Source organism: Hymenobacter latericoloratus, assembly GCF_014199535.1.
In the GTDB taxonomy this organism is placed as follows: Bacteria; Bacteroidota; Bacteroidia; order Cytophagales; family Hymenobacteraceae; genus Hymenobacter; species Hymenobacter latericoloratus.
In genome coordinates, this window is sequence record NZ_JACHNV010000014.1 from 14,752 (window position 1) to 28,560 (window position 13,809).

A 13,809-nucleotide genomic window follows, 5' to 3' on the forward strand; every position below is an offset into this window, starting at 1 on the left:
GGGCTGTCTCAAAAAACGGGCGTTTTTTCGATCCGGTAAAGGCTGCATGTGAACGGGGAAGGAAAGTTGTTAGAAATTGTCTCATATGGTAGTCTCATCAATCAACGACTCACTATCTTCGCCTTCGTTGACTTCTTGAGAATTTAGCATATGATTTTCGGCTACGCGCGCGTCAGTACTCCCGACCAGCAACTGCACCTGCAGACCGATGCCTTGCAGGCCTACGGGTGCACTGAGGTGGCTCAGGAAAAAGTGTCGTCCGTGAAAGAGCGGCCGGCGCTGCAGCACCTGCTGACCCGCCTGCGAGCGGGCGACACGCTCGTGGTCTGGAAGCTGGACCGACTGGGCCGCTCGCTCAAAGACTTGGTGACGCTGGTCAGCGGCTTTCAGCAGCAGGGCATCCACTTTGTCAGCTTACAGGACCACTTGGACACCACCACTGCCCAAGGCCGACTCATGTTTAACCTATTCGCCTCGCTGGCCGAGTTTGAGCGTGACCTCATTCGCGAACGGACCAAAGCTGGCCTCACGGCAGCCCGCGCCCGCGGCCGGCAGGGCGGCCGGCCCAAAGGCCTCTCCAAGGAAGCGCTGTCCAAAGCGCAGGCCGCCAAAACGCTCTACCTGCAGCAGGATAAGACGGTGGCCGAAATTGGCCAACTGCTCGGTGTCGGCCGCGCCACGATTTACCGTTACCTTGCTCACCTACAAGTGGCAACGGGCAACATAGCTGGAACAGAGGCCGCAACCTCCAGCACCTGCTAGTAATGCCATATTGTAGGGGGACTCTCCGCCTCAATTAAGGTTACTTTGTAGTTTTTTTAGCAAGCTGCGTAGTTTATTAGAGTTTTACTAAAATATTCTATCTTTATTTAGTCCCGTCACAGAGGAAAGGTCTTCTGTCGAGGTCTCACAAAAAGACGATTTCACCCTACACCCCCTTGTCCTCATGGCTATCAAACCCGGACCAAAACCAAACAAACAAGATGGTACACCCGACGAAAGAAGGCGGGTTACTCCTGAAAATCAGCCGAAGCACCCTGCCTTAAAGCCCCATGAGCATAAGAAAGGCAAGTAACCTGCTCTCATCGACCTTTCAGTAGAAATTGCATGGTAAAGGACCCGGCCGCTCCCTCTTTGTCTTACACCCGGGAACCTTCGCCTCAACTCTAGTAAAAAGAAGGGGCGAAGGTTCTTGTCGTTTCATACCCTAGCATTACCAGTCTTCGTTATCTTTGCCCCGATGCGGTTTCTCTCCCTTCTGTTTGCGCTTTACTTTGCTGTACTGGGCTGTTTGCCCTGCACCGACGAGGCACTGCCAACCAGCAGCGAAACCGCCTTTGTGACAAGCGCGAACCACAGCCACAACAAGTCTAGTGAGATAGACTGGTGCTCGCCGCTGTGCCAGTGCCACTGCTGCCCGGGGGCCATCATGCTTCCCGTCCGTGTGGCAGCGTTTGCACCCGTCCCCGTCCCCCCCATGTGGGGCGCGTACGCTTACGCCCCGGCCGGCTCCGACGCCTTGCCTGTGCGCCCGCTGGCCACGCCGTGGCAGCCGCCCCAAGGGGCTTAACCACCCATATCTTTCCGGCTGATACCGCCTGCTCCGTCCTGCACGGGGTAGGCGGCCGTGCGTCTGCGTCGCACCCGGCTGCACCTGCGGGTGGGGCGGGGTACTGTAGGCCGGAAAGATTCTCTTATGGTTAGGCTTTTACCCCCAGCGGCTTCATGTTCGACCGGCTGATTCATTTTTCCATTCACAACAAGCTCATTATCGCGATTCTGACCCTGGCCCTCGTGGCCTGGGGCAGCTACTCGTTGAGCCGGCTGCCGATTGACGCGGTGCCCGATATTACCACCAACCAGATTGTCGTTTATACGGTGGCCCCTTCGCTGGCTGCCAGCGACATTGAGCGCCTCGTTTCCTTTCCCGTCGAGCAGAGCCTGGCAACCATCCCCGGCCGCGAGGAAGTACGCTCGTTTTCCCGCTTTGGCCTCTCGGTGGTCACCATCGTCTTCGAGGATAAGGTTGACATTTACTGGGCCCGCCAGCAGGTAGGGGAGCGGCTGCGCGAAGCCGAAAGCCAGATTCCCGAGAGTATTGGCCGGCCTGAAATGGCTCCGGTCAGTACCGGTCTGGGCGAAGTCTACCAGTACCTGGTACGCGCCAAGCCCGGCTTCGAGAAGAAGTATGATGCCCGCGAGCTGCGCACGATTCAGGACTGGATAGTGCGCCGGCAGTTGCTGGGCACGCCCGGCGTGGCCGATGTAGCCAGCTTCGGCGGCCAGCTCAAGCAGTTTGAAATCCGGCTGGACCCCACGCGCTTGCGCTCGCTCAACGTGACCACCGAACAGGTATATCAGGCCGTTTCGCGCAACAACCAGAACGCGGGCGGCGCCTACCTCGACCAGAAGCCCACCGCCTACTTCATCCGCACCGAAGGGCTGGCTGAAAACGCCGCCGACCTGGGCAACATCGTGGTGCGCAGCACGGCCGGCGGTATGCCGGTTCTGGTGCGCGACGTGGCCGACGTGCGCCCGGGCTCGGCCGTGCGCTACGGGGCCATGACCCGCAACGGGCAGGGCGAAGTAACCGGCGGCATCGTGCTCATGCTCAAAGGAGCCAACGCCAACGACGTGATTAAGGACGTGAAAACCCGGATGCTGACGGTGGAGAAATCCTTGCCCGAGGGCGTGGCCATCGACGTGTACCTAGACCGCTCCGAGTTGGTAGGCCGCGCCATCGGCACGGTGAAAACCAACCTGATTGAGGGCGCGCTGATTGTGCTTTTCGTACTGGTGCTGTTTCTGGGCAACTGGCGGGCCGGCCTCGTGGTAGCCTCCGTTATTCCGCTGGCCATGCTCTTTGCCATCAGCCTGATGCGCCTGTTCGGCGTGTCGGGTAACCTGCTCAGCCTGGGAGCCATCGACTTTGGCCTGGTCGTGGACGGGGCCGTGATTATCGTCGAAGCCATCGTGCACCGCCTGCACGGCGGGCAGCTGCAGGTGCCGGCGGGCCGGCTCAGCACCGAGCAGATGAACGAGGAAACCTACCACGCGGCCAGTAAAATTCGCTCCTCGGCCGCCTTTGGCGAAATCATCATCCTCATCGTGTACCTGCCCCTACTGGCGCTGGTGGGCATCGAGGGCAAAATGTTCCGACCGATGGCCCAGACCGTGGCCTTCGCTATTATCGGGGCGTTCATCCTGAGTCTGACCTACGTGCCCATGATGTCGGCGCTGGCTTTGAGCCGCTCGACGGAAGTGAAGCGCAACTTCTCCGACCGCATGATGAGCTGGCTCGAAGCCCGCTACCGCCCGGTGCTGGAATGGGCGCTGCGCCGCAAAGCGGTGGTATTGACCTCGGCCGTGGCCCTGTTCGTCGGGGCGCTGCTGCTGTTCCGCACCCTGGGCGGAGAGTTTATCCCGCAGCTGGCCGAAGGAGATTTTGCCATTGAGCTGCGCACGCTCACCGGCTCGTCGCTGAGCTATACCGTGGACCGCAGCCTGCAGGCCGGGGACATCCTGCAGAAGCAGTTTCCCGAAGTCAAGGAGGTGGTGGCCAAAATCGGCGCGGCAGAGATTCCCACCGACCCCATGCCCGTGGAAGCGGCCGACGTGATGGTTATCCTGGAAAAAGACCAGGGCAAGTGGACTTCCGCCAAAACGCAGGAAGAGCTGGCCGGCAAGATGGCCGAAGCGCTGAGCGTGATTCCGGGCGTAACCTTCGGCTTTCAGCAGCCCATCCAGATGCGTTTCAATGAGCTGATTTCGGGGGCTAAGCAGGATGTGGTGCTGAAAATCTACGGCGAAGACCTCACCCAACTGGCTTCCTACGCCGAGCGGGCTGCCCGCCTGGTGCGGCAGGTGGAAGGGGCCGAAGACGTGTACGTGGAGCAGGTTACCGGCCTGCCCCAAATCGTGGTCAAGCTCGACCGCAACCGCCTGGCCCGCTTTGGCCTAAATGCCGAGGACGTGAACCGCACGGTACAAACGGCCTTTGCCGGCCAGACCGCCGGCCAGCTCTTCGAGCAGGAGCGCCGCTTCGACGTGGTGCTGCGTCTGGCCCCGGAGCTGCGCCAGAACATCGGCAACGTGCGCCAGCTGCTGGTGGCCACGCCCAGCGGCGAGCAAATTCCCTTGGAGCAAGTCGCCTCGGTGGAGCTGCAGGAAGGCCCCAACCAGATTCAGCGCGACGATGCCAAGCGTCGCATCACGGTGGCCTTCAACGTGCGGGGCCGCGATGTGGAAAGCGTCGTGACCGAGCTGCAGGGCAAAGTAGACCGGCAGCTGAAGTTCGCGCCCGGCTACTACACCACCTACGGCGGCCAGTTCGAGAACCTGCGCCAAGCCTCCGAGCGGCTCAGCATTGCCGTGCCGGTGGCGCTGCTGCTGATTTTCGTGCTCCTGTTTTTCACCTTCAAGTCACTGAAACAGTCAGTGCTCATTTTCACCGCCATTCCACTGTCGGCCATCGGCGGGGTGCTGGCGCTGTGGCTGCGGGGCATGCCGTTCAGCATCTCGGCCGGAGTGGGCTTTATTGCCCTGTTTGGGGTGGCCGTGCTCAACGGCATCGTGCTTATTGGCTACTTCAACCAGCTCAAAGAGGAAGGCCACACCGACCTTTACCGGCGCATTCTGGAAGGCACGCAGGTACGCCTGCGGCCGGTGCTGATGACGGCTACCGTGGCCTCGTTGGGCTTCCTGCCGATGGCCCTGTCGCAGTCGGCCGGGGCCGAAGTGCAGCGCCCGCTGGCCACCGTCGTCATCGGCGGGCTGGTCACGGCCACGCTGCTCACCCTGCTCGTGCTGCCGGTGCTCTACGCCCTGTCTGAGCGCAAGTCGGAACAAACGGGAGAACAAAAGCCGCGGCCAACGGCTGCCGTACCGGTTTCGGTGCTGCTGCTCGTGCTGGGGGGCTTGCTCGCCACCGTGCCCGCCCGGGCGCAGGGTGCGCTTACCGCCACCCAGGCCGTAGGGCAGGCCTTGCAGGCCAACGGCACGGTGCAGGCCGCCCAACGCTTCCTGGAAGCCCAACAGGCCCTGCGCCGAACTTCCTTTGACGTAGGCCGCACCACGATTCTGGGCACCTACGGGCAAGTCAACTCCCCGCTTTCGGACAACGTGCTCAGCATCGGTCAGTCACTGGCGTTGCCGGGCTACTACAAAGCCCAGGCGGGGTTAAGCCAGGCCCAGATTGGGGGCCGGGAGCAGCAGCTGGCGCAAGTGCAGGCTGAGCTGCGCCGGCAGGTGCGCCTGAGCTACGAGCGGGCCGTACACGCCCGCCACCGGCTGCGCACGCTGCGCGGGCAGGACAGCATCTACACCGAGTTTTTGCGCGCCGCGCAGCTGCGCTTTAAAGCCGGCGAAGTAGCCCGCCTGGAGCCGGCCAACGCCCTGATTCAGCAGGGAGAGACGCAAAACCTGCTTACCCAGGCCCGGGCCGACTACGCCATTGCCCAACGCCAGCTGCAGGCCCTGCTGCAAACCACGCAGCCCGTCGCCATTGCCGACAGTATCCTGCGCCTGCTGCCTGCCCCCGGAGCCGCGGCTGACACGGCGGCACTGGCCGCTACGCCCCAAGCCCGGGTATTGCAGCAGCAGATTGCCGAGCGCCGGGCCGAAACCCGCGTGGAGCAGGCCCAAGGGCTGCCGCAAGTGACGGTAGGCTATACCAATCAGTCGCTGCGGGGCACCTACGAGGTTGACGGGCAGGCCACGACCTACGGCACCGGCGACCGGTTCCAGAGCGTGCAGGCCGGGGTGGCCATTCCGCTGCTGCGCGGCCCGCAGAAAGCCCGGGTACAGGCGGCCAAATTGCAGGAGCAGGTTGCTACGACGACGTATCAGCGCTACCAGGCCGAAGCCGCCGCCCAACTCGATGAGCTGCGCCTGCGCCTAGCCGAGCAGCAGCGCCGGGTGCAGTTCTACGAGCAAACCGGCCTGCCCCAGGCGGCCGTTATCGTGCGCCTGAGCCAACGGGCCTACAAAGCGGGTGAAACCACCTATTCCGAGCTGCTGCTCAACCTGGAACGCGCCCTGACTGTGCGCACGGCCTACCTCGACGCCGTGCTGGCGCACAACCAAACTGCCATCGACCTGGACTACCTGCTGGGCACGGCAGCCCAGTAATTTCTTCCCCCTGACCTGAATCCCATGAATAAGATTGCATCCCTGGTGCTGCTGCTGGGCCTGACCCTGGCCGGCTGCGGTGTCGATAAGAAAGAAGAGGCGGACGCGGAAACCGCCGCCACCGAAGGCAAGGAAGCCGGCGGTGAAGCGGAAGGCGAAGAAGCTTCCGACGTGGTGACCCTCTCCGTGGCCGAGCAGCAGGCCGCCGGCCTGAAAACCGCCCGCCTGGCCGACCGGCCGATGGGCGCGGGCCTGGCCGTGACCGGCACGCTGGACGTGCCCCCGGAAAGCGCCGTTAGTATCACGGCCCCACTGGGCGGCTTCGTGGACAACACCGAATTGCTGCAGGGAGCCCGCGTCCGCAAGGGCGAAGTGCTGGCCACCATCCGCAACCCGGAGTTCGTGACGTTGCAGCAAGACTACCTCGAAACCCGCGCCCGCCTGGAATACGCCCGCACCGAGCTGGCCCGGCAGAAGGAGCTGTACGAGCAGGAGGTAGCACCCCAGAAAAACTACCAGCGCGCCCAAGCCGACTACAACGCCCTGCGCGTGCAAACCAATGCCCAGGCCGCCCGGCTGCGGCTGGCGGGCCTGCCCGTCGGGGGCAGGATGGTCACGACCGCCGCCATTCGCGCCCCGCGCGCCGGCTTCGTGCGGGCCGTGAACGTGACGGTGGGACAAGCTGTGACGGCCACCGACGCCCTGTTTGAGATTGTAGACCCTGACCACCTGCACGTCGAACTGACGGTGTTCGAGCGCGACGTGGCCCGCGTGCAGAAAGGCCAGCTGATTCGCTTTACTCTGGCCAGCGACTCCACCGGCACCCGCCGGGAGCGCACGGCCCGCGTGTACCTGGTCGGCAAAGCCATTGGCGAAGACCGCACGGTGCGCGTACACGGCCACCTCGACCAGGAAAACGACCCCACGCTACTGCCCGGCCTCTACGTGCGGGCCATGATTGAAACCGGCCGCACCCAAGCCCCCACGCTGCCCGACGCCGCCCTGGTGCGCTTCGAGGGCAAGAATTACGCCTTCGCTGTGGAAGCCGCCGGACGCTACCGCATGGTGCCCGTCACGCTGGGCCGCAGCGAAGACAGCTTTACGGAAATCACCCTGCCGGAAGGAGTGGCGGCTACCACCCCATTCGTCACGGATGGCGCGTACTCGCTACTGGCCAAGATGAAAAACGCCGAGGAGGAAGAATAAACAACGCTGGTTCCATGCTAGAACTACTCACCGGTGCTTTGGTGCTCAGTCTGCTGCACGCCGCCATTCCTAACCACTGGGCCCCGGTGCTGGCCGTGGCGCGGGCCGAAGGCTGGCCCCTGCGGCGGGCGGTGGGGGTAACGATGGTGGCCGGGCTTGCCCACGTCCTAAGCACCGTGAGTATTGGGCTGGCCTTGGGCCTGCTCGGCTGGCGGCTCTCGGCCCGCTTCGCGCAGTTTGCTGGCTGGGTGGCCCCGCTGCTGCTCATCCTTATTGGGCTGGCATACGCCTTTTCCGGCCCCGGCCACACCCACCCCGACCCTCGGCCCCTCAGCCACCGCACCACGCACCGGCGTATAGTGCTGGGACTGGCGGCCACCATGTTTCTGGCCCCTTGCCTGGAAATTCAAACCTTTTTTCTGGCCGCCGGCACCCACGGCCCGGCCGCCCTGGCGCTGCTCATGAGCGTGTACCTGCTGGCGTCCGTATCGGCCATGTGCGTGCTGGTGGCGCTGGCTCACCGCAGCCTGCAGCGCCTGAATTTCGACGGGCTGGCCCGGTACGAGCGGCGGCTGACCGGTGCGGTGCTAGTGCTGGTGGGCGTGGCCGGCTTTTTCGTGGACTGGTAGCTCCTGGCTGACCGCCGCTTTATCCTCTAACCTGACACTTTTTTTCCTATGCCTGACCCTACTTCCCCCAATACCGACGAAGAGCTGAACACCGCCAAGCAGGTGAAGCTCGAAAACGTGGGCGCTCTTAACCGCGACCAACTCACACCCGAAGCCGCCGCCGCGCCCGAAGGCCACGACGTGCCCGGCCATGACCACGCCGGCCACGACCACCCCGCCGGTAAAAAGGTGGTGGACCTGGCGGGCAAGGCCGCCGACGAGCACGTCGGCCACGACCACGCCAGCGGCGACGACCACGACCACGGCCCCGTGGGCGCGAACCCCTACCTCTGGCCCGGCGTGAGTTTGGCGCTGCTGCTGGGCGGCATCGCGCTGGATTACTACAACGTGGGCTTCTTCACCGGCTACGTGCGCCTGGCTTGGTACGGCGTGGCCTTTCTGTTGGTGGGGTGGAAGGTGCTGCGGGCGGCCGTCGTCAGCATTCCCTCGGGCAACGTGTTCAACGAGTTTCTGCTCATGAGCATCGCCACTATTGGGGCCTTTGCCATCGGCGAGTACCCCGAAGGCGTGGCCGTGATGCTGTTCTACACCGTGGGCGAGCTGTTTCAGGACGCGGCCGTGAACCGTGCCAAGCGCAGTATCCGGGCCCTGCTCGAAATTCAGGCGACGGAGGTAACAGTCGTGCGCGGGGGGCAGTCGCTGGTGCTCGACCCGAAAGCCGTGCAGTTGGGCGACGTGATTGAGGTGCGGCCGGGCGAGAAAGTGGCCCTCGACGGAACGCTGGCCAAAGGCCCGGCCTCGTTCAACACGGCCGCCCTCACCGGCGAGTCGGCTCCGCAAACCAAGCAAACGGGCGAGGTGGTGCTGGCCGGCATGATAAACCAGGAAAGCCTGGTGCAGGTGCTGGTGACGGCCACCTACCAGGATACCAAGCTGGCCAAGATTCTGGCGATGGTGCAGGACGCGGTGGGCCGCAAAGCCAAAACCCAGCAGTTCATCACCAAGTTCGCCAAAATCTACACGCCCATCGTCGTGCTGCTGGCCGTTCTGTTGGTGCTGGTGCCCTACTTCGTGGTTGATGACTACGTGTTCCGCACCTGGCTCTACCGGGCCCTGGTATTCCTGGTAATTTCCTGCCCTTGCGCGCTGGTCATCAGCATTCCGTTGGGCTACTTCGGCGGCATCGGCGCGGCCTCGAAAGCGGGCATCCTGTTCAAAGGCTCCAACTTCTTGGACGTAATGCGCGAGCTGGACACGGTGGTGATGGACAAAACCGGTACGCTCACCCAGGGCGTGTTTGCCGTGCAGCAGGTGCAGCCGGCTGCCGGCATGGACGCGGCCCAGATGCTGCGCCTGGTTGGGGCGCTGGAAGTTAAATCCACCCATCCCATTGCCAAGGCCGTGGTGCTGCACGTCGGCGCGGCGGTGGCCGGGGTGCCCGTAGAGAACGTAGAGGAAATCAGCGGCCACGGCCTGCGCGGCCGGGTCGAGGGCCGCGACGTGCTGGCGGGCAACACCAAGCTGCTCACCAAATTCAACGTGGCCTACCCGGCCGAAGTAGACCAGGTATTCGACAGCATCGTGGTGGCTGCCATTGATGGCAAGTATGCTGGCTACCTGACCGTGGCCGACGCGCCGAAAGCCGACGCCCTGCAGACCGTGCAGGAACTGCGGGCCGACGGCATTACCAAAATCGTCATGCTCTCCGGCGACAAGGACAGCATCACCCAGCGCGTGGCCAAGGAGTTGGGCATTGACGAGGCCCACGGCGGACTGCTGCCCGAAGACAAAGCCCGCTACGTGCAGCAGTACAAGGACGCGGGCCGCAAGCTGGCCTTCGTGGGCGACGGCGTGAACGACGCGCCCGTCGTGGCCCTGGCCGACGTGGGCATTGCCATGGGCGGCCTCGGCTCCGACGCCACCATCGAAACGGCCGACGTGGTGATTCAGACCGACCACCCGAGCAAGATTGCCACGGCCCGGCGCATTGCCCGTGCAACGCACTCAGTGGTGTGGCAAAACATCTGGCTGGCCTTCATCGTGAAGGGCATCGTGCTCGTGCTCGGGGCCGGCGGTCTGGCCACCATGTGGGAAGCCGTATTTGCCGATGTGGGGGTGGCCCTGCTGGCGATTCTCAATGCGGTGCGCATTCAGCGGCAAAAGTTTTAATATACATTCCACTAGCCAGTAGTGCTATGTTACGCTTCCGACTACCTGTTCCTTTGCGCGTGCCCTACCGCGCCGAGTTGCAAGCTGCACGCGCGGCTGCCACCCGCCAGGACCTGCCCAGGGCCTTTGCTCACCTAGAGCGCGCGCATATACTGGGGCAACGGTGGGCCCTACCGCATACCCAGACGCACCTGCTGATGCTGCGCCACGGCCTGCGTACCCGCGACGGGCGCGAAATCTTGGGCCAACTCGTGCGCATCATCGGTGGCTTCTTCCTGTCGCTCGTCGGCCGCATCCCCACTGGCAACACCGGCGGGGCCAACGTACCCGCCGAGCAGCCCCTGCCCGTCCCGGCCGACTTGCAAGCCCTACTAGACGGTCGTTGCTGAAACGACTAAGTTCAACATTCCCTGAATTCCAACGTATTCGCCGCCCGTTGCGCGGTGCCCGCATCCTCTGCGAGGGGCTGAAGTCTGCCTACTCACCAGTAGCGGGGCGGATTTTTGCCACCATCAGCTTCCCTGATTATGCCGGTAGAGTTTCTTAGTGACGAGCAAGCCGCCCGTTACGGGCGCTACCATGCCGACCCCAGCCCGGAGCAACTGGACCGTTTCTTTTACCTGAGCCCCCAGGACCTGCTCTTTCTGGCCGACTATCGCCGGGCATATACCCAACTCGGGTGCGCCGTGCAACTGTGTACGCTCCGGTTTTTGGGTACGTTTCTGCCCATCCCCACGCAGGTGCCGGCTGTCGTAGTGCACACCCTGACGCAGCAGCTTCGGGTGAGCGATGACGCGTGGCCCGCGCGGTACACCCGACCGAATACGCTCTCCGACCACCAGGCCCGCATTGTGGCGTACCTGGGCTTTGTGGCCTACGAGGGCCGGCAGGCGTTCCGCCTCACGCGCTGGCTCTACGCGCAGGTCCTCACCAGCACCGTGCGGCCCAGCGTGCTCTTTGATTTGGCGACTGCGCATCTGGTGGCCCAGCGCGTCGTGCTGCCCGGCGTGACGGTGCTGGCCCGCCTCATTGCGCGGGTTCGCGAACGCACCGGGCGCCACCTCTACCGCCAGCTCCGCAGCCGGTTGCACCCGACCCAACAGTCTGCGCTGGAGGATTTGTTGGCGATAGCACCTGGCCAGCGCCTTACCCGGCTGGAAGCGTTGCGCACCGCGCCCACCCGCGTTTCCGGCCCGGCCCTGGTAGCCGCGCTGGCGCGACTAGACCAGGTGCGCGCCCTGGGTGTCGGCGATATCCCGCTCCACGACCTGCCCGAAGCCCGGCTGGGGCGGCTGGCCCGCCACGCGCAGGTAGCCTGGGGACAAACCCTGAGCCGCATGGGGGAAGAACGCCGGTTGGCGACGCTGCTGGTCTTTGCGCAAGCCCTGGAACGCACGGCTACCGACGACATACTTGACCTGTTCGACGGGCTGATGAGTTCCCTGGCCCTGCGGGGCGAAGCGAAACGGCGGCGCGAGCGCCTGCGCTCGCTCAAAGATTTGGACCACGCCGCGCTCGTCCTGCAGCAGGCCGTGCGTATTCTACTGGACGAAACGGTACCGGAGGGCAGCATCCGGCAGCAGGTACTCGCCCGCGTCGGCGAAGCCCCGTTGCGGGCGGCAGCCGACGCCGTGCAAGCCCTGGCCAGCGGCGAAGACGACCCGCTGCTGCAAGCGCTGAGCGGTAGCTACGCCACGGTGCGCCGCTTTCTGCCAGCCTTGCTAGCTGGTATTGCCTTCGAGGGCTCTCCTTCCGCGAAGCCCCTACTCGACGCCTGGCATTTTCTCCGCCAGCAGGAAGCCGGCGGACGAGGCCGGCCGAAGTGGGTGGCCGCCCCCCGCCCCTTGGTGCCCAAGAGTTGGGTGCGGCAGGTATTTCCCAGCAAAGACGTGGTGAACCCCGCCGCGTACACGCTCTGTGTGCTGGACCGGCTGCACCAGGCCCTGCGCCGCCGGGAAGTATTTGTGGGGCGCAGTGACCGCTACGGCGACCCACAGGCGGAGTTGCTGCGGGGCGAAGCCTGGGAGGCAGCGCGCGAATCCGTGGCGCGGGCCCTGGACCGTTCGCTCGACCCGGCCCTGGAACTGGCGCGGCTCCAGGCGCAGTTGCGGACCGCCTACGCGGAGGTCGGCGAGGACCTCCCCCGCAACACGGCGTTGCAGGTGCTGCACCACGAGGGCCAGCCGTATGTCGTGGTGAGCCCGCTGCCGGCGCAGGAAGAGCCCGAGAGCTTACGGGAGTTGCGGACGCAACTTGCTCAACAGTTGCCGCCAGTCGAACTAGCGGCCTTGCTGCTGGAAGTGAATGCCTTCACTGGTTTTGCCCGGGCGTTTACGCATGTTGCCGACGGCCAAACCAACGCCGTAGACTTGCCGCTGAGCATCTGCGCCGTGCTGCTGGCCCAGGCCTGCAACATCGGCCTCAAAGCCGTGGCGCGAGCCGACGTGCCGGCCCTGACGTTGCCCCGCTTGTCCTGGGTGCAGCAGAACTACGTGCGGGTGGAAACGCTCACCGCCGCCAACGCCCGGTTGGTGGACGGCCAGGCGCAGCTGCGCCTGGCCCAAGCCTGGGGCGGCGGGGAGGTCGCCTCGGCCGACGGGATGCGCTTCGTGGTGCCGGTGCGCACCATTCACGCCGGCTGGAACCGCAAATACTATGGTTCGCAGCGCGGCGTGACCTACTACAACTTTACGGGCGACCAGTTCACCGGCTTCCACGGCATCGTCATTCCGGGTACGTTGCGCGACTCCCTGTTTATTCTGGCCGGGCTGCTGGAGCAGCAAACCAGTTTGGACCCGCGCGAAATTATGGCCGACACGCACGGCTACAGCGACGTGGTGTTTGGCCTGTTCGCCTTGTTGGGCTACCGCTTTAGCCCCCGCCTAGCCGACCTGTCCGACCAACGCTTCTGGCGCCTCGGCAAAGAAGATGATTACGGCCCGCTCAACGAATTGGGCCGGCATGTGGTCAACGCCCAGCTCATCCGCGACCACTGGGAGGACATGCTGCGGTTGGCGGGCTCACTGAAACTAGGCCGGGTGAAAGCGGCGGCCGTGATGCGCACCTTGCAGCGGGCGGGTTCGCTCTCGGGCCTGGGGCGGGCCGTGGCCGAGTTGGGCCGGGTGGAAAAGACCTTGTATTTGCTAGCGTATGTGCAGGACGAGGCGTACCGCCGGCGCATCCTGGTGCAGCTCAACCGCGGCGAGGGCCGCCACGCGCTGGCCCGCGCCGTCTTCCACGGCAAGAAAGGCGAGTTGCGGCAGCGCTACCGCGAGGGCATGGAAGACCAGTTGGGGGCGCTGGGGCTGGTGGTGAACGCCGTAGTGCTGTGGAACACCCGGTATCTGCAGCAGGCCCTGGAGCACTGGCAGGAAACGGAAGGCGAGTTGAACCCGGAGGACGTAGGCCGGCTCTCGCCCTTGCTGCACGAACACATCAACATGCTGGGCCGCTACGATTTCACGCTGCCCGACAGCATTGCGGCGGGGCAACTACGGCCGCTGCGTGCCTTACCCACGTGGGAAGCGTCGCTCAGCGAATCGGCCTACCGATAGTTTCTGTTCCTACTCTAGTGCGACCCCAAGATGGCCGAATCCTGCCCCGGCAGCACCCACGCCAAACTCTCCTGGTTGCAGGTCTGGTATATCCGCGACGACACCTACTCGTTGGCCCTGGC

General features: G+C 64.3%; 8 protein-coding genes. All 8 read left to right on the plus strand.

All coding sequences use genetic code 11. The annotated features are described in order from the left end of the window. Positions 1 to 150: 150 nt before the first annotated feature. On the plus strand, positions 151 to 762 hold the full coding sequence (locus GGU46_RS21405; protein WP_183405548.1) for a recombinase family protein: 612 nt from the start codon (positions 151 to 153) through the stop codon (positions 760 to 762). 478 nt (positions 763 to 1,240) lie between these two features. After that, positions 1,241 to 1,570, plus strand: a complete 330-nt coding sequence (locus GGU46_RS22650; protein WP_394353407.1) for a DUF6660 family protein — start codon at positions 1,241 to 1,243, stop codon at positions 1,568 to 1,570. Between the two features lie 155 nt (positions 1,571 to 1,725). Then, positions 1,726 to 6,129, plus strand: a complete 4,404-nt coding sequence (locus tag GGU46_RS21410; protein ID WP_183405549.1) for a CusA/CzcA family heavy metal efflux RND transporter — start codon at positions 1,726 to 1,728, stop codon at positions 6,127 to 6,129. 24 nt (positions 6,130 to 6,153) lie between these two features. Continuing rightward, positions 6,154 to 7,335 (plus strand): efflux RND transporter periplasmic adaptor subunit, encoded by a 1,182-nt coding sequence (locus GGU46_RS21415; protein WP_183405550.1) that lies wholly within the window; start codon positions 6,154 to 6,156, stop codon positions 7,333 to 7,335. Positions 7,336 to 7,349: 14 nt separating this feature from the next. After that, positions 7,350 to 7,964 carry a hypothetical protein gene (locus tag GGU46_RS21420; protein WP_183405551.1) on the plus strand — a complete coding sequence of 205 codons (615 nt, stop codon included), beginning with the start codon at positions 7,350 to 7,352 and terminating at the stop codon, positions 7,962 to 7,964. Between the two features lie 48 nt (positions 7,965 to 8,012). Next, entirely contained in the window at positions 8,013 to 10,133 is a 2,121-nt protein-coding gene (locus GGU46_RS21425; RefSeq protein ID WP_183405552.1) for a heavy metal translocating P-type ATPase, read from the plus strand. 26 nt (positions 10,134 to 10,159) lie between these two features. Further along, positions 10,160 to 10,522, plus strand: coding sequence for a DUF3703 domain-containing protein (locus GGU46_RS21430; RefSeq protein ID WP_183405553.1), 363 nt, complete (start codon positions 10,160 to 10,162; stop codon positions 10,520 to 10,522). Between the two features lie 138 nt (positions 10,523 to 10,660). Continuing rightward, positions 10,661 to 13,687: a Tn3 family transposase gene (locus GGU46_RS21435; RefSeq protein ID WP_183405554.1), complete on the plus strand. Its 3,027-nt coding sequence runs from the start codon at positions 10,661 to 10,663 to the stop codon at positions 13,685 to 13,687. The last annotated feature ends 122 nt before the right edge of the window (positions 13,688 to 13,809 follow it).